15 protein-coding genes are annotated in these 16,811 nt (G+C 72.2%); 7 read left to right on the top strand and 8 right to left on the bottom strand.

Going from position 1 to position 16,811, the window contains the following annotated elements:
- Positions 1–41: 41 nt before the first annotated feature.
- The 4 genes from VF825_RS00815 to VF825_RS00800 are packed head-to-tail and all read right to left on the bottom strand — an operon-like array spanning position 42 to position 3,746.
- A complete protein-coding gene (locus VF825_RS00815) occupies positions 42–368 on the bottom strand; it encodes a non-heme iron oxygenase ferredoxin subunit (RefSeq protein ID WP_331109115.1) in 327 nt (108 codons plus the stop codon).
- A gap of 14 nt (positions 369–382) precedes the next feature.
- A complete protein-coding gene (sufD, locus tag VF825_RS00810) occupies positions 383–1,573 on the bottom strand; it encodes a Fe-S cluster assembly protein SufD (protein ID WP_331109107.1) in 1,191 nt (396 codons plus the stop codon).
- On the bottom strand, positions 1,573–2,994 hold the full coding sequence (gene sufB / locus VF825_RS00805; RefSeq protein ID WP_331109105.1) for a Fe-S cluster assembly protein SufB: 1,422 nt from the start codon (positions 2,992–2,994) through the stop codon (positions 1,573–1,575). Before sufB ends, sufD begins: the two co-directional genes overlap by 1 nt.
- Positions 2,991–3,746, bottom strand: a complete 756-nt coding sequence (locus tag VF825_RS00800; RefSeq protein WP_331109113.1) for a helix-turn-helix transcriptional regulator — start codon at positions 3,744–3,746, stop codon at positions 2,991–2,993. Before VF825_RS00800 ends, sufB begins: the two co-directional genes overlap by 4 nt.
- Positions 3,747–3,861: 115 nt before the next feature.
- On the opposite strand from VF825_RS00800, the gene VF825_RS00795 reads away from it, so the two are divergent.
- Together VF825_RS00795 and VF825_RS00790 are read left to right on the top strand one after the other, a co-directional pair.
- Positions 3,862–4,572 carry an ABC transporter ATP-binding protein gene (locus VF825_RS00795; protein WP_331109103.1) on the top strand — a complete coding sequence of 237 codons (711 nt, stop codon included), beginning with the start codon at positions 3,862–3,864 and terminating at the stop codon, positions 4,570–4,572.
- A complete protein-coding gene (locus VF825_RS00790) occupies positions 4,569–5,315 on the top strand; it encodes an ABC transporter permease (RefSeq protein ID WP_331109101.1) in 747 nt (248 codons plus the stop codon). The genes VF825_RS00795 and VF825_RS00790 overlap by 4 nt, the downstream gene beginning before the upstream one ends.
- A 198-nt stretch (positions 5,316–5,513) precedes the next feature.
- On the opposite strand, the gene VF825_RS00785 is transcribed toward VF825_RS00790, so the two are convergent.
- Both VF825_RS00785 and VF825_RS00780 read right to left on the bottom strand, forming a co-directional pair.
- The gene (locus VF825_RS00785; protein WP_331109098.1) at positions 5,514–6,437 is read right to left on the bottom strand and encodes a DUF1996 domain-containing protein; all 924 of its coding nucleotides are present in this window, start codon (positions 6,435–6,437) and stop codon (positions 5,514–5,516) included.
- Positions 6,438–6,855: 418 nt separating this feature from the next.
- A complete protein-coding gene (locus VF825_RS00780) occupies positions 6,856–7,761 on the bottom strand; it encodes a DUF1996 domain-containing protein (protein WP_331109096.1) in 906 nt (301 codons plus the stop codon).
- 190 nt (positions 7,762–7,951) lie between these two features.
- On the opposite strand from VF825_RS00780, the gene VF825_RS00775 reads away from it, so the two are divergent.
- Entirely contained in the window at positions 7,952–9,139 is a 1,188-nt protein-coding gene (locus VF825_RS00775; protein WP_331109094.1) for a thiolase family protein, read from the top strand.
- A gap of 48 nt (positions 9,140–9,187) precedes the next feature.
- Positions 9,188–10,108 carry a COX15/CtaA family protein gene (locus tag VF825_RS00770; RefSeq protein ID WP_331109092.1) on the top strand — a complete coding sequence of 307 codons (921 nt, stop codon included), beginning with the start codon at positions 9,188–9,190 and terminating at the stop codon, positions 10,106–10,108.
- A 143-nt stretch (positions 10,109–10,251) separates the two neighbouring features.
- Here VF825_RS00770 and VF825_RS00765 read toward each other — a convergent pair whose 3' ends face one another.
- Together VF825_RS00765 and VF825_RS00760 are read right to left on the bottom strand one after the other, a co-directional pair.
- Positions 10,252–10,635: a nuclear transport factor 2 family protein gene (locus tag VF825_RS00765; protein WP_331109090.1), complete on the bottom strand. Its 384-nt coding sequence runs from the start codon at positions 10,633–10,635 to the stop codon at positions 10,252–10,254.
- Positions 10,635–11,576: a heme o synthase gene (locus VF825_RS00760; RefSeq protein WP_414695732.1), complete on the bottom strand. Its 942-nt coding sequence runs from the start codon at positions 11,574–11,576 to the stop codon at positions 10,635–10,637. The genes VF825_RS00765 and VF825_RS00760 overlap by 1 nt, the downstream gene beginning before the upstream one ends.
- Positions 11,577–11,838: 262 nt before the next feature.
- Between VF825_RS00760 and tkt the strand changes: the two genes are divergently transcribed.
- The 3 genes from tkt to VF825_RS00745 are packed head-to-tail and all read left to right on the top strand — an operon-like array spanning position 11,839 to position 16,807.
- Positions 11,839–14,007 (top strand): transketolase, encoded by a 2,169-nt coding sequence (gene tkt / locus VF825_RS00755; protein WP_414695731.1) that lies wholly within the window; start codon positions 11,839–11,841, stop codon positions 14,005–14,007.
- On the top strand, positions 14,004–15,137 hold the full coding sequence (gene tal, locus VF825_RS00750; protein WP_331109087.1) for a transaldolase: 1,134 nt from the start codon (positions 14,004–14,006) through the stop codon (positions 15,135–15,137). The genes tkt and tal overlap by 4 nt, the downstream gene beginning before the upstream one ends.
- Positions 15,134–16,807 carry a glucose-6-phosphate isomerase gene (locus VF825_RS00745; RefSeq protein ID WP_331109085.1) on the top strand — a complete coding sequence of 558 codons (1,674 nt, stop codon included), beginning with the start codon at positions 15,134–15,136 and terminating at the stop codon, positions 16,805–16,807. Before tal ends, VF825_RS00745 begins: the two co-directional genes overlap by 4 nt.
- Positions 16,808–16,811: the final 4 nt, after the last annotated feature.

Raw genomic sequence — 16,811 nt, 5'->3', positions numbered from 1 at the left:
GTGACCTGCAGGTCCTTGATCTCCAGGGTTGCCATGGGTTCTCAGTTCTCCTTCGTCACGGAGACGAACACGTCGCCGCCGTCGATCTTCACGGGGTAGACAGCAATGGGGGTGATGGCCGGCAGCCCGGTCGGCTTGCCGCTGCGCAGGTCGAACCGCGAGCCGTGCAGCCAGCACTCGATGCTGCAGTCCTCGACCTCGCCCTCGGACAGGGACACGTTGGCGTGGCTGCAGGTGTCGTCGATGGCGTGGATGTCACCCGCGCTGTCGCGCACGATGGCCACCACCGTGCCGTTGACCTCGGCCGCGACGGCTCCCACCTCGGGCAGGTCGTCGACGGAGCAGACGCGCACGAACTCCTCGGTCATCTCGGTCGTCTCACTCACGCGGTGACCGCCTCGGCCTGCTCACCCATCGAGGTGGACAGCTCGGCGTCGATCGCGGCCATGAGGTGCTCCTGCACCTCGGGCACGCCGATGCGGTGCACGATGTCGGCGAAGAAGCCGCGCACGACCAGGCGACGGGCCTGGTCCTCGGGGATGCCACGGGCCTGCAGGTAGAACAGCTGCTCGTCGTCGAAGCGCCCGGTCGCCGATGCGTGGCCGGCGCCGACGATCTCGCCGGTCTCGATCTCCAGGTTGGGCACCGAGTCGGCGCGGGCGCCGTCGGTGAGGACCAGGTTGCGGTTGAGCTCGTAGGTCTCGGTGCCCTCGGCCGCGGCGCGGATGAGGACGTCGCCGATCCAGACGGTGTGCGCGCTCTCGCCCTGCAGGGCGCCCTTGTACTGCACGTTGCTCTTGCAGTGCGGCGCCTCGTGGTCGACGAAGAGGCGGTGCTCCTGGTGCTGGTGGGCGTCGGCGAAGTAGACGCCCAGGCACTCCACCGAGCCGCCGGGCCCGGCGTAGCGCACGTTGGTGGACACCCGCACGACCTCGCCGCCGAGGGTGACGGCGATGTGCTTGAGGCTGGCGTCGCGGCCGACCAGGGCGTCGTTCTGCGCGATGTGGAGCGCGTCGTCGTCCCACTCCTGCACCGTGACGAAGGTCAGCTCGGCGCCGTCGCCGACGCGGATCTCGACGTTGCCCAGGTGCTGGGCGGAGCCGGTGTGGCTCAGCACGACGGTGGCGCGGCTGTGCCGGCCGGCGTCGATCACGGTGTGGCCGTTGCCACGCTTGCGGGCATCGCCCTTGAGCCGCACGACGACCGGCTCGGCCAGCTCGGTTTCCTTCGGGATGCCCACGTAGAGCGCCGAGGCGGTGCCGGCCCAGCCGGAGGCCGCGGCCCGGTCGGCCGGCACGAAGGCCGTGCCGACCCGCTCGTCGGTCAGCGGCAGGTCGAGCAGCTCGACGCCCTCGGGCGCCTGGGTCTCCACGAGCAGGGCGCCCTCGTCGCTGGGCTCGACCTGCATGAGGTCGGCCAGGCGGTCGACGGGGCTGAAGCGCCACTCCTCCTCGCGGCCGTTCGGCACCGCGAAGTCGGCCACCTCGAAGGAGGTCGGGCGCTCCGCGCGCGACTGGTCCGGGACGAAGGCCTCGGCCGCGTCGGTGTGGGGCTGGGGGGTCACGACCGTCATCAGCCGACGGCTCCTTCCATCTGCAGCTCGATCAGGCGGTTGAGCTCGAGGGCGTACTCCATGGGCAGCTCACGCGCGATGGGCTCGATGAACCCGCGCACGATCATCGCCATGGCCTCCTCCTCGGTCAGGCCGCGCGACATCAGGTAGAACAGCTGGTCGTCGCCGATCTTGGACACGGTCGCCTCGTGGCCCATCTGCACGTCGTCCTCGCGGACGTCGACGTACGGGTAGGTGTCGGAGCGGCTGATCGTGTCCACGAGCAGCGCGTCGCAGCGGACGGTGGACTTGCTGTGGTGCGCGCCGTCCATGACCTGGACCAGGCCGCGGTAGGACGTGCGGCCGCCCCCGCGTGCCACGGACTTGGACACGATCGAGGAGCTGGTGTGCGGCGCCGCGTGGACCATCTTGGCGCCGGCGTCCTGGTGCTGGCCCTCGCCGGCGAAGGCGATGGACAGCGTCTCGCCCTTGGCGTGCTCGCCGAGCAGGAAGACGGCGGGGTACTTCATCGTCACCTTGGAGCCGATGTTGCCGTCGATCCACTCCATCGTGGCGCCCTCGGCGCAGGTCGCGCGCTTGGTGACGAGGTTGTAGACGTTGTTCGACCAGTTCTGGATGGTCGTGTAGCGCACGCGGGCGTTCTTCTTCACGACGATCTCGACGACGGCCGAGTGCAGCGAGTCCGACTTGTAGATCGGCGCGGTGCAGCCCTCGACGTAGTGCACGTAGGAGCCCTCGTCGGCGATGATCAGCGTCCGCTCGAACTGGCCCATGTTCTCGGTGTTGATCCGGAAGTAGGCCTGCAGCGGGATGTCGACGTGGACGCCCGGCGGGACGTAGATGAACGAGCCACCGGACCACACGGCCGTGTTGAGCGCGGCGAACTTGTTGTCACCGGCGGGGATCACCGACGCGAAGTACTCGCGGAACAGGTCCTCGTGCTCGCGCAGGCCGGTGTCGGTGTCGACGAAGATGACGCCCTTCTCCTCCAGGTCCTCCCGGATCTGGTGGTAGACGACCTCGGACTCGTACTGCGCGGCGACGCCGGCGATGAGGCGCTGCTTCTCCGCCTCCGGGATGCCGAGCCTGTCGTAGGTGTTCTTGATGTCCTCGGGCAGCTCGTCCCAGGAGGTCGCCTGCTTCTCGGTCGACTTCACGAAGTACTTGATGTTCTGGAAGTCGATGCCGGTCAGGTCCGAGCCCCAGTTCGGCATGGGCTTCTTGTCGAACAGCCGCAGCGACTTCTCGCGCAGCTTGAGCATCCACTCGGGCTCGTTCTTGCGCCCGGAGATGTCGCGCACGACCTCCTCGTTGAGGCCGCGGCGCGCGCTCGCACCGGCGGTGTCGGAGTCGGCCCAGCCGTACTCGTAACGGCCGAGGTCCTTCAGACCGGGGTTGAGCTCTTCAATGTGGGTGCTCATCGAGAGGCCCTTTCATCAGAGGTGGGCGGGGTCGACCCCGAGGGGCCGGAGGTCGTGCTGGTCAGGGGGATGAACGTCGTGCACACGTGCTCGCCGTGGGCCAGGGTGGCCAGGCGCTGCACGTGCACCCCGAGCAGGCGCGAGAACGCGTCGGTCTCGGCGTCGCAGAAGGCGGGGAACTCGGCGGCGACGTGCTGGACGGGGCAGTGCCCCTGGCACAGCTGCACGCCGGCGAGGGGGCTGCCCTGGCCGACCGGCCGGGTCGAGGCAGCGTAGCCGTCGGCGGTGAGGGCCTCGGCCAGGGCCTCCGCCCGGGCAGTGCGGTCCTCGCCCGCGGCGGCGAGCTCGGCGGCATAGCGCTGCTCGAGGTGGTCGATCCGCTCGCGCGCGAAGGCGGTGACCGCGTCCTCCCCCACCTTGTCGGCGAGGAAGCGCAGGGCGGAGGTGGCCACGTCGTCGTAGTCGTCCTGCAGCGCGTGGTGGCCGGCCTCGGAGAGCACGTAGGAGCGGGCGGGGCGTCCGCGGCCGCGGCCCTTGCCGGCGGCGGCCGGCTCGCGCTCGGCGACCATCCCCTGCTCGGCGAGGGCGTCGAGGTGGCGGCGCACCGCGGCGGGCGTCAGGCCGAGCTGCTCGGCGAGCGCCGCGGCGGTCACCGGCCCGTGCTCGGAGACGGCCCGGCGGACGCGGTCGCGCGTGCGCGCCTCGAGGCGGTGGGACGGGGTGGTCCCACACGCCTGGTCCGCTCGAGCGATAAACACAACATCATTGTGACGTAATTCGGGGCCGAACCTCTAGTCAGGCTCACCTAACAACGCCCGGACAGGGGGTGAGACGGGTCACCCGGGCGCGCGACCTACACTCGCCCACGTGACCGAAGCCGTGACCGTCCGCGACCTGGTCCGGCAGTTCGGGCCCCGCCGCGCCGTCGACGGTATGTCGTGGCGCGCCGCGAGCGGGCAGGTCACCGCCGTGCTCGGCCCCAACGGGGCCGGCAAGACCACGACCATCGAGTGCGCCGAGGGGCTGCAGCGCCCCGACGGCGGCGAGGTCCGCGTCCTGGGGACCGACCCGTGGTCCTCCCCCGCCGCCCACCGCGCCCGGGTCGGGGTGATGCTCCAGGACGGCGGGCTCCCGGGCGGCGCGAAGCCGGTGCGCCTGCTGCGCCACCTGGCCTCCCTCTACGCCACGCCGGTCGACGTCGACGGTCTCATGCAGCGGCTGGGCATCGACGCCTTCGCCGGCACCACGGTGCGCCGGCTCTCCGGCGGACAGAAGCAGCGGGTGGCCCTCGCCGCCGCCCTGGTCGGCCGGCCCGAGGTGGTCTTCCTCGACGAGCCGACCGCCGGCCTCGACCCGCACGCCCGCCTCGACGTGTGGGACCTCGTGCGCGAGACCCGCGACACCGGCTGCGCCGTCGTGGTCACCACCCACTCCTTCGAGGAGGCCGAGCGCCTGGCCGACCACGTCGTCATCGTCGACCACGGCCGCGCCGTGGCCGAGGGATCGGTCGCCGAGGTCACCGGCGAACGCACCCTCGAGGACGTCTACTTCGAGCTGACCCGGGAGGGTTCCCGATGAGCGCCCCGGCGACCCCGCGGACCCGGGTCCGGGCCCAGGCCCGCTTCGAGGCGGGCACGCTGCTGCGCAACGGCGAGCAGCTGCTCGTCGCGATCGTGCTGCCGGCCCTGGCCCTGGTCGGGCTCGCCCTGGCCCACACCCCCTCGCTCGGCCCCGGCCGGCGGATCGACGTGGCGGTGCCGGGGGTGCTGGCCCTGGCCGTCATCTCCACCGCGTTCACCGGGCAGGCGATCCAGACCGGCTTCGACCGCCGCTACGGGGTGCTGCGCCTGCTCGGGGTGACCCCGCTCGGCCGCGGCGGCCTGCTCGTGGCCAAGTCGGTCGCGGTGCTCGCCGTCGAGCTGCTGCAGTTCGTCGTGATCGGCGGGCTCGGCCTGGCGCTGGGCTGGCACCCGAGCTGGGTCGGCCTGCTGCCGGCCCTGGTCGTCGCCCTGCTGGGCACCTGGGCGTTCGTGGCCCTGGCGCTGCTGCTGGCCGGCACGGTCCGCGCCGAGGGCGTCCTGGCCATCGCCAACCTCGTGTGGGTGGTCCTGCTGGCCCTCGGCGGGGTCATCATCCCGCGCAGCGAGCAGCCGGCCGGACTGTCCCACCTGACGACGGTCCTGCCCTCCAGCGCCCTGGCCGACGGGCTGCGGGACGCGTTCCTGCACGGCCGGCTGGCCGGCATACCCGTCCTGGTCCTGGTGCTCTGGGGCGCGGTCGCGACCGTCGTCGCCGCGCGCACCTTCCGCTGGGGCGACTGAGCCGCTGGGCGCGCCACTCCCCCGAACGGCGAGGACCCCCGCCTCCACAGGTCTCTCCACCTGCGGCTGCGGGGGTCACCCGGAACCGGTGGGCCCGGGTCCGGTCCGGACGCGCCCCCTGTCGACACGTCCGGACCGTCCAGGCCCCTGGTTGGTCGCCGGGCCCCCGTGGCCGCGGGGCGCCCGGCGCGTCTCAGGTCAGCCGCACTCGGCCGCGGTGGGCGTGCCGGTGCCGCTGACGCAGTTCTTCACCATCGAGGCCATGCCGGCGGTGTCCCAGGCGTTGAAGAAGTCGGCGTGCAGCGACTGCCCGTCGGTGGTGCCGTGCTCGGCGTCCGAGGACAGCTCGAGGTCGGTGCCGTGGCCGGTGTAATGGTAGGAGATGGTCTCCCGCAGGGCGACGACCTTGATCGGGAAGCCCGAGGGGCACGCGCCGCCGGACTCGTAGGCGAAGTTCTTGTTGTCCGTGGTGTCACCGACCTGGCTCGCCGGGTGGTTCGGCTTGACCCCGTTCCAGCAGGACGGGAAGTCGATGTGCGCCGTCAGCGTCGACCCGGGCTGGCCGGTCGCGCCGGAGCAGTCCGGGATGTAGGGCACCGGCTTGACCGACATGTACTGACCGCAGCTCCAGTTGTGCTTCTCCGCGACCAGCCGGGTGTCCGGTGGCAGCGGCTGGCCCTGGCCGAACTCCTTGAAGTCGAAGCTGCGGTAGTACGCGGTGAACGCCTGCACGGCGACGGGTGCCTTGGTGGTCTTGTTCTGCAGGACGGGCACCCAGTAGCCGGCCGTGTCCTTGGGGTTGGCGCAGTTCGTGCCCTTGCCCTGCAGGTCCGACAGGTTCGCGGCGTTGGGGTTGGGCAGGGACAGCCAGGCGTTGTTGCCGAAGAACTGGTGGTTGTGTCCGACCGGAGGCGTCTCGTCGTGGTGGACGATCGGGTCGAACCGCCCGGTGCCGGTGGTCTGCTTGCACTTGATCTTGGCCATCGCCTGGGCCGGCTGGGACCGCGACTGCGACACCAGCGAGGTGACGACCAGTGCCAGCGTGGCGGCCATGACCATCGCGACCACCTGCAGCCGTCGGCTCGACAGGGCCACCGCGGCATGCCGGGGCGTGTGTCTCATGGATGGGACTCCTCACAGGGGACAGGAGAGACGGCCGGTGAGCCGCAGTCCCCGAGAGTGCCCAAGCCGTGACCTTTGGTCCAGAGACGCGTTGCTTGTCCGGCATTGCGGCGTTTCGGGACCTAGGTCCCGGTAGGTCTCCGGACCGCCTGGAACCTCACCGACCCGGGCACGACGCCGGGAGACCCGGACCGTCCGCCGTCACCCCAGGAACCACACCCGGTGACCTGCGCCACACCGGTGGCCCGGTTCGGACCCACTCGGGCAGGGCGGGCCGACCACGGGCGCGAACCCACCCGGCAGCATCGGACCTGAGCACCGGTGCTGGATCCGGTCATCAACCATCCCGGATCGTGGGACGAAGACATCCCACGATGCGGGATGGGCGGAGATGAAGGCTGTGACCAGGGGGCGGGGCTCAGCCGCACTGGGCCTTGGTGCGCGTCCCGGTGCCGGAGATGCAGTTGACGACGAGCGACTGCAGCCCCGCCTGGTTCCACGTGTTCCAGAAGTCGGCGTGCATCGACATGCCGTCGCTCATCCCCATCATCGGGTCGCTGGCGACCTGAACGTCGGTGCCGTAGCCGTGGTAGGCGTACGCGATCGTCTCCCGCAGCTGCACCATCTTGTAGGGGAAGCCCGTCGGGCAGACGCCGTTGACCGCGTAGGCGTAGTTGCGGTTGTCCCGGGTGTCGCCGACCTGGGCGTTCGGGTGGTAGGGCCGCACGCCGTTCCAGCAGGACGGGAAGTCGATGTGGGCGGTCAGCGTGTGCCCCGGCCTCCCGTCGGCCCGGTGGCAGTCCGGGATGTAGGGCACCGGCGCCTGGCGCTCGAACTGGCCGCACGTCCAGTTGTGCACCGTGGCCACGAGGCGGGTGTCGGCCGGGAACGCCATCCCCGGTCCCATGTTGCTGCCGTCGTAGGAGCGGTAGTAGGCCCAGAACCCCACCGCCGGGATGACCGACCCGCTCGCTGTGTAGCGCAGGGCCGGCGACCAGTAGCCGGCCGTGTCCGCCAGGTTGGCGCAGTTCGTGCCCTTGCCCACGAGGTTGGCGTAGTTCGCCCAGTTCGGGTTGGCCAGGGCCAGCCACGCGTTGTTGCCGAAGAACTGGTGCAGGTGGGAGTAGCCGATCGGTTGGTCGTGGTGCACGATCGGGTCGATGTAGCCGGTACCGGTGGTCTGCTTGCACTGGATCTTGGCCATGGCCGAGGCCGGCACGGAGGGCAGGGTCACGAGGGCCGCGGCCAGCCCGAGCATGACGGCCAGCCATCCCGCGGTGCGGGCTCGCCGGGCCCGACGGACGACGTCACGGTGTCGAGTCACTGCAGGCCCCTTCGCGGTTCCAGGGATGTCGTCCCCCACGGTGCTGCGACGCGGCGGATGTGGCCTCGTCCCGCGCGACGAGGGTCCCTCACCCCCGCGACGCAGGACGGCCCCGCCCCTCCTGCGCCATGGGCGGGAGACGACCCTGTGAGAAGGTTCGTGGCGTTCCTCACCTGGACAGGAGTCGCTGATGAACGACGTGTGGGTGGCCGACGCGGTCCGCACCCCCATCGGACGGTATGCCGGTGCGCTCGCCGGGGTGCGCCCCGACGACCTGGCGGCGACGGTCGTGCGCGAGCTCGTGGCACGGCATACCGGGAGGGGCTTCGACCCCGCCGGGGTTGACGACGTGCTGCTCGGCGACGCCAACGGCGCCGGTGAGGACAACCGCGACGTGGCCCGCATGGCGGCGCTGCTGGCCGGGCTGCCGACCTCGGTGCCGGGAGCGACCGTCAACCGGCTGTGCGGGTCGGGCATGGAGGCGGTGATCCAGGGCTCGCGCGCGATCGCCGCCGGCGACGCCGACCTCGTCCTCGCCGGCGGGGTCGAGTCGATGAGCCGGGCGCCGTGGGTGCTGCAGAAGCCGGAGCGCGGCTACCCCCGCGGGCACGAGCAGCTGCACTCCACCACCCTGGGCTGGCGCATGGTCAACCCGGCCATGCCGGCGCAGTGGACGGTGGCGCTCGGCGAGGGGGCCGAGATCCTGGCCGACCAGTTCGGGATCAGCCGCGAGGAGCAGGACGTGTTCGCCGTCGCCTCGCACCGCAACGCCGCGCGCGCGTGGGAGGAGGGGGTGTACGACGCCGAGGTGGTCCCGGTCGAGGGCACCGACCTCACCCGCGACGAGGGCATCCGCGCCGACGCCTCGGTGGAGGGGCTGGCCCGGCTCAAGCCGGTGTTCCGGCCCGACGGCACGGTGACCGCTGGCAACGCCTCGCCGCTCAACGACGGCGCGGCCGCGCTGTTCCTCGCCGACGACGCCGGCCTGGAGCGACTCGGCTCACCGGAGCCGCTGGCCAGGGTGGTCTCCCGCGCCGCCTCCGGGGTGGACCCGCACGTGTTCGGCATCGGCCCGGTCGAGGCGGCGCAGCGGGCGCTGGAGCGGGCCGGGATCGGCTGGGGCGACCTGGCCGCGGTGGAGCTCAACGAGGCGTTCGCCGCGCAGTCCCTGGCGTGCCTGCGCTCCTGGCCCGAGCTCGACCCGGCCATCGTCAACGTCAACGGCGGCGCGATCGCGATCGGACACCCGCTCGGCTGCAGCGGCGCGCGGGTGATCGGGTCGCTCGCCCACGCGCTGCACCGCCGAGGCGGCGGCTGGGGCCTCGCAGCGATCTGCATCGGCGTCGGCCAGGGCCTGGCGGTCGTGCTCCGGGCCTGAGCTGCGCCCACCGTCTGCTCGCCCACGCCGGCCATCTACCCTTCTGACGTGACGATCCCCTCCGTGACCGCCCCCGCGCCGACGCCCGTCGACGCCTCGCCGAACCCCTGGCTGCGCCGCATCCTGCTCGCCAACGTGGTGCTCGAGGTGGGCATCGTCGTCACCGGCGGCCTGGTCCGCCTCACCGGGTCCGGTCTGGGCTGCCCCACCTGGCCCGAGTGCGTGCCCGGCTCGTTCACCCCGGTGGCCCACCAGGCCCAGGGCATCCACAAGGTCATCGAGTTCGGCAACCGCACCCTCACCTCGGTCGTGGGCCTCGCCGCCATCGCCGTGATCATCGCGGTGTGGAAGCTCGCCCCGGGCCGGCGGTCGCTGCTGCGCCTGTCCACCCTGCCGCTGCTCGGCGTCGTCGCGCAGGCGATGCTCGGCGGCATCACCGTGCTGACCGGCCTCAACCCGGCGACCGTGGCCGGGCACTTCCTGCTGTCCATGGTCATCGTCGCGATCAGCACGCTGCTGCTGGTCCGCGCCGGCGAGGGCGACGCGGCCCCGGTCCCGGTGGCGCGCCGCGAGGTCGGCCTGCTGGGCCGGGTCACCGTGGCCCTGGGCGCGGTCGTGCTCGCCCTGGGCACCGTGGTCACCGGCTCCGGGCCGCACTCCGGCGACGCCGTGCACCCGACCCGCTTCGGCTTCGACCCGCGCTCGGTCTCGTGGCTGCACGCCGACGCGGTGATGCTGTTCACCGGCCTGGTCGTGGCGATGCTCGTCGCGGTGCGCCTGGTGGACGCCCCCGCGCGGACGCGGCGGGCGTGGGCCTGGGTGCTGGTCGTGACCCTCGCCCAGGGCGTGATCGGCTACGTGCAGTACTTCACCGGCCTGCCCGAGGCGGTCGTCGCGCTGCACATGCTCGGCGCCAGCCTCCTCGTGGTCGCGCTGACCCGCGGCCTGCTGACGCTGCGCACCCGCTAGGGCCACGCAGGGCCTGTCACGACCGCGGCCACTCCCGTGCCGGGCTCACTCAGGACCGGTGTGCTCGGCCCAGACCGCTTTCCGGGCGCCGACAGGGCATCGGGAGCGGCCCGCGCTGAGCAAAGCCCGACCTGGCGGGCCGGTCAGAGTCCGGAGGGGCGGTGCGAGCCGGGCGGGCCGATCGGCCACTCCTCGAAGTGCACGGCCCGGCCCTCCCCGTCGAAGCGCACGATCCAGATGTCACGCCACTCGCGGTAGGGCGCGCCGTAGACCACGTGCACCCGCGCCACCCCGGTGTCGCCGGAGAACGCGACGACCTGCGAGGTCATCGTGAACACCTCCTCCGGCCCGTCGCGCTCCGCCTCCCACAGCTCGCTGATCGCCTCGAGCCCGACCACCGGGTCGGCATACGGGCTCATGAGGTATGCCGCGTCATCGGCGAAGAGGGTGGCCAGCAGGTCGGTGCCGGGGGCGCGCCAGGCGCGCTCGTAGCCGGCGACCCAGGAGGCGAAGCCGGCGGCGTCCATCAGAGCGCCAGGTGCAGCAGCGGGTCGACGGCGACGGCGAGGAAGAGGATCGTCAGGTAGCTGATCGAGAAGTGGAACAGCCGCATCGGCTTGAGCACCGACGCCGCCGCGCCCTCCTTGGCTCGTGCGAGCAGGCGGTGCGCCTCGCCGATGAACAGGGCACCGGAGACCACTGCGCCGACGAGGTAGACCCAGCCCATGTCCGCGACGGGCACCAGGGCCAGCGACGCGGCGACCATGGCCCAGCTGTAGGCCACGACCTGCCGGGCGACGGCGAGGTCCTTGGCCACCACCGGCAGCATCGGCACGCCGGCGTTGGCGTAGTCGTCCTTGAACCGCATCGACAGGGGCCAGTAGTGCGGCGGTGTCCAGAAGAAGATGACGAGGAACAGGATCACCGCGGGCCAGGCGACCGTGTCGGTCACGGCGGACCAGCCGATGAGCACGGGCATGCAGCCGGCAGCGCCGCCCCAGACGATGTTCTGGGCGGTGCGCCGCTTGAGCACCATCGTGTAGACGCCGACGTAGAACGCCATGGCGCCGAAGGACAGGGCGGCCGAGAGCCAGTTGACCAGCAGCCCGAGCCACAACGTCGAGACCACCGACAGCGCGATGCCGAAGCGCAGCGCCGCGGCCGGGCTGATCGCCCCGGTGGCCAGGGGTCGGCCCTCGGTGCGGTGCATGAGCTTGTCGATGTCGCGGTCGATGTAGCAGTTGAGGGTGTTCGCCGACCCGGCCGACAGCGCGCCGCCGACGAGGGTGGCGACGACGAGCCACAGCGAGGGCAGCCCGCGCTGGGCCAGGAACATCGTCGGGACCGTGGTGACCAGCAGCAGCTCGATGATGCGGGGCTTGGTCAGCGCAACGTAGTTGCGGATCGTGACAGCCGGCCCCGGGGACGGGGCCGCGGCAGCGTCGGCGCGCGGCTCGAGAGCGGTCACGGTGTCCTTCGGGGGCTTCGACGACGATGGCGCCTCGCGGTCGGCCGGCGATGCCGGGCCGGTCTCGGCGGGGGCGTCCTGTGGGCTCGGTCAGTCTAGCCCGGGCGCATCGTGGTCCGGACGGCGGACTCCGTGCGACGCCCGTCACCAGCGGGGATAGGCTCGGCACCGTCGTGCCCAAGCTGGCGCCGTTGGCGGGAACGGTGGCCCGATCGGCCTCCTGCCCCGCTGCGCGACGCCGTGTAAAGGAGTCGTGAAATCCGTGACCGAGCACAACCCTGCGACCACCGGGACCGCACCCCGCACGCGTGACACCTCGCTGCCCGCGCCGGTCGTGACGCAGACCGGGTGGACCGACCTCGACGTCCGGGCGGTGGACACCATCCGGCTGCTCGCGGCCGACGCCGTGCAGAAGGTCGGCAACGGCCACCCCGGCACCGCCATGAGCCTGGCCCCGGCCGCCTACCTCATCTACCAGAACCTCATGCGGCACGACCCGACCGACCCGCAGTGGCTGGGCCGCGACCGCTTCGTGCTGTCCTGCGGGCACTCCAGCCTCACGCAGTACATCCAGCTCTACCTGTCCGGCTACGGCCTGGAGCTGGACGACCTGAAGTCGCTGCGCACGTGGGGCTCGCTGACCCCGGGCCACCCCGAGGTCCACCACACCGACGGCGTCGAGATCACCACCGGGCCGCTCGGCTCCGGCCTGGCCTCCGCGATCGGCATGGCCTTCGCCCAGCGTCGCCAGCGCGGCCTGCTCGACCCCCACGCCGCGCCCGGCGAGAGCCCGTTCGACCACCACATCTACGTGATGGCCTCCGACGGCGACATCATGGAGGGCGTCTCCCACGAGGCGAGCGCCCTCGCCGGCCACCAGGAGCTCGGCAACCTCACCCTCATCTACGACCAGAACCACATCTCGATCGAGGACGACACCAACATCTCGTTCTCCGAGGACGTGGCGGCGCGCTACGCGGCCTACGGCTGGCACGTCGAGCAGGTGGACTGGCGCAAGGGTGGTGACGGCGCGACCTACGTCGAGGACGTCGACGCGCTGCTCGCCGCGATCGAGCGCGGCAAGGCCATCGCCGACAAGCCGACCCTCGTGGTGCTCAAGACGATCATCGCCTGGCCGGCCCCGACCAAGCAGAACACCGGCAAGAGCCACGGCTCGGCCCTCGGTGACGAGGAGATCCAGGCGACCAAGCGGCTGCTGGGCTTCGACCCGGAGGCCACCTTTGCGGTCGAGGAGGACGTGCTGTCCCGTGCCCGCGAGGTGCAGCAGCGCGGCAAGCAGGCCCACGCCGAGTGGGACGAGCGGTATGCCGCGTGGCGGGCCGCCCAGCCCGAGCGCGCCGCGCTGCTCGACCGGCTCGTCGAGCGCGAGCTCCCCGAGGGTCTGGCCGACGCGCTGCCGGTCTTCGAGGCCGATGCCAAGGGCATCGCCACCCGCGCCGCCAGCGGCAAGGTCCTCGGCGCCCTCGCCGACGTCATGCCCGAGCTGTGGGGTGGCTCGGCCGACCTCGCCGAGTCGAACAACACGACGATGGCCGGGGTGGAGAGCTTCATCCCCGCCGGCAAGCAGACGCACGAGTGGAAGGGCGGGCCCTACGGCCGCACCCTGCACTTCGGCATCCGCGAGTTCGGCATGGGCGCGATCCTCAACGGCATCGCGCTCGAGGGCCTGACCCGTCCCTACGGCGGCACCTTCCTGGTGTTCTCCGACTACATGCGTCCGGCGGTGCGCCTCGCGGCGCTGCAGCAGATCCCCGTGACGTTCGTGTGGACGCACGACTCGATCGGCCTCGGCGAGGACGGCCCGACCCACCAGCCCGTCGAGCACCTCGCCGCGCTGCGGGCGATCCCGGGCCTGGACGTCGTGCGCCCCGCCGACGCCAACGAGACCGCGGTCGCCTGGCGCACCATCCTCGAGCACAGCGACCGGCCGGCCGGCCTGGCCCTGACCCGTCAGGCCCTGCCGGTCCTCGACCGGGGAACATTCGGCTCGGCCGAGGGCGTTGCCCACGGTGCGTACGTACTCGCCGACGGCTCGAAGGGCGCTCCGGAGGTGATCCTCATCGCGACCGGCTCCGAGGTGCCGCTGGCCGTCGAGGCCCGCGAGACCCTCGAGGCCGAGGGCGTCTCCACCCGAGTGGTGTCGATGCCCTCGCGGGAGTGGTTCGAGGCGCAGCCCCAGGCCTACCGCGACGAGGTGCTCCCGCCCGCGGTTCGCGCCCGGGTCAGCGTCGAGGCGGGGGTCGCCCTCGGCTGGCGTGACTACGTCGGCGACGCCGGACGCATCGTCAGCCTCGACCACTTCGGTGCGTCGGCTGACTACCAGACGCTTTACCGCGAGTTCGGCATCACGGCCGAGGCCGTCGTCGCCGCTGCCCGCGACTCCATCCAGGCTGCAGGAGGCAACCGATGACTGACGCACTCAAGGCCCTGTCCGACCAGGGTGTCTCGATCTGGCTCGACGACCTCAACCGACCGCTGATCACCAGCGGCGGGTTGCAGGAGCTCATCGACACCAAGCACGTGGTGGGCGTGACGACCAACCCCACGATCTTCGCCGCCGCGCTGTCCCAGGGCGACGCCTACAACGAGCAGGTCAAGTCCCTCGCGGACGACGGCCGCAACGTCGACGAGGCGGTGTTCGCCCTCACCACCGAGGACGTCCGCCACGCCTGCGACATCATGCGTCCGGTCTACGACGCCACCGGCGGCCAGGACGGCCGGGTCTCCATCGAGGTCGACCCGCGCCTGGCCCACGAGACGACGAAGACGGTCGAGCAGGCCACGGAGCTGTGGGCCGCGGTCGACCGCCCCAACCTGCTCATCAAGATCCCCGCGACGGTGGAGGGCCTGCCGGCCATCTCCCAGGTCATCGCCGAGGGCATCAGCGTCAACGTCACGCTGATCTTCTCCCTCGACCGCTACCGCGGCGTGATGAACGCCTTCCTCACCGGCCTGGAGCAGGCCCGCGAGGGCGGCAAGGACCTGTCCACGATCCACTCGGTCGCCTCGTTCTTCGTCTCCCGCGTCGACACCGAGGTCGACAAGCGCCTCGACGCCCTCGACGGCTCCGCCGAGGCTCAGGCGCTCAAGGGCAAGGCCGGCATCGCCAACGCGCGCCTGGCCTACCACGCCTACGACGAGGTCTTCGCGACCCCGCGCTGGCAGGTGCTCGAGGCCGAGGGTGCGCACAAGCAGCGCCCGCTGTGGGCCTCCACCGGCGTGAAGGACCCGGCCTACCCGGACACGATGTACGTCACCGAGCTGGTCGCCCCGAACACGGTCAACACCATGCCGAGCAAGACCCTCGAGGCCGTCGCCGACCACGGCGAGATCGCCGGCGACCAGGTCACCGGCAACTACGAGAACGCCAAGGCGGTGCTCGACGCGCTCGAGCGCCTGGGCATCTCCTACGCCGACGTCGTCGCCGTCCTCGAGCGCGAGGGCGTGGAGAAGTTCGAGAAGTCCTGGGAGGAGCTGCTCACCGACGTCCAGGACGAGCTGACCAAGGCCACCGCCACCTCCTCGGGGGCCGCCAAGTGACCTCCTCCGCCCTGGGGGTGCTGGCCTCCGGGCCGGCGGGCGAGGCGGTCTCGCGCCACGTCGCGACGCTGGTCGGGGACCGGTTCGCCAGCCGCCTGTTCGCCCAGGACCCCACGCTCTGGGGTCCTGCGGCCGAGCCCGAGGCCTCGATCCGGCTGTCCTGGACCGGCCTGGGCCGCAGCTCGCGGCCGCTCGTCGGTGAGGTCGCCGCGCTGCGCGACCACCTGCGCGAGCAGGGCGTCGACCACGTGGTGCTGTGCGGCATGGGCGGCTCCTCGCTCGCCCCGGAGGTCATCTGCGCCACCGCAGGCGTCGAGCTGACCGTGCTCGACTCCTCCGACCCCGACTACGTCCGGGCTGCCCTGGCCGACCGGCTCGACCGCGCCGTCGTGGTGGTCTCGAGCAAGTCCGGCTCCACCGTCGAGACCGACTCCCAGCGTCGCGCCTTCGAGGGCGCGTTCGAGGCCGCCGGTATCGACCCGGCCCAGCGCATCGTCGTGGTGACCGACCCCGGCAGCCCGCTGGACAAGGACGCCCGGGAGCGCGGCTACCGCGTCGTCAACGCCGACCCGAACGTCGGCGGCCGCTACTCGGCGCTGACGGCCTTCGGCCTGGTGCCCAGCGGCCTGGCCGGCGCCGACATCGAGGAGCTGCTCGACGACGCCGAGTCGGTCGCCGACCTGCTCGCCGACGACGACCCGGCCAACCCCGGCCTGGTCCTCGGTGCCGCCATCGCCGGCACCGAGCCGCTGCGCGACAAGCTCGTGCTCGTCGACGACGGCTCGGGCATCACCGGTTTCGCCGACTGGGCCGAGCAGCTCATCGCCGAGAGCACCGGCAAGGACGGCACCGGCCTCCTGCCGGTGGTCGTCGACGGCGACGACGACCCGGAGGTGGCCTGGCCGGCCGCCGACGTCACCGTTGCCCGGCTGGTGGCCGACGTGGCCGACGACCAGACCCCCACCCCCGACGACGCCACCGGCGCCTCGCGCTCGGAGGTCCGCGTCAGCGGCGCCCTCGGCGCCCAGCTGCTCCTGTGGGAGGTCGCCACGGCCGCCGCCGGCGCGGTCCTGCGGATCAACCCCTTCGACCAGCCTGACGTCGAGAGCGCCAAGAAGGCCGCCCGCGGCCTGCTCGAGGGCGGCGACAAGGCCGCCGCCGAGCCCGCGTTCACCGACGGCGCCATCGAGGTGCGCGCCCTCGGCGGCGACTGGCTCGGCTCGGCGACCACGGTCGGCACCGCCCTCGAGGCGCTGTTCGACCAGCTGGACCGCCGGCGCGGCTACGTCGCCGTCATGGCCTACCTCGACCGGCTGGCCGATGCCCCCCTCGCCGGGGCCCGCCGCGCCCTCGCCCGGCGCACCGAGCGGCCGACCACGTTCGGCTGGGGCCCGCGATTCCTGCACTCCACCGGGCAGTACCACAAGGGCGGGCCCGCGACGGGCGTCTACCTCCAGGTCACCTCCGCGGCGCACGAGGACCTCCCGGTGCCCGGCCGTGACTTCACGTTCGGCACCCTCATCGCCGCCCAGGCGGGCGGTGACGCGCAGGTGCTGGCCGACCACGGCCGCCCGGTCCTGCGCCTCCACCTGACCGACCACGACGCCGGCCTGGCCCAGCTGACCCAGGCACTCGGCATACCGTCCTCCTCCCCGGAAGGCCAAGGATGAGCCC

The sequence above is a fragment of the Oryzihumus sp. genome (genome assembly GCF_036391795.1).
Classification (GTDB): domain Bacteria; phylum Actinomycetota; class Actinomycetes; order Actinomycetales; family Dermatophilaceae; genus Oryzihumus.
The sequence above is the reverse complement of the archived record's forward strand: the minus strand, read 5'-3'. Positions and strand labels throughout refer to the sequence as shown.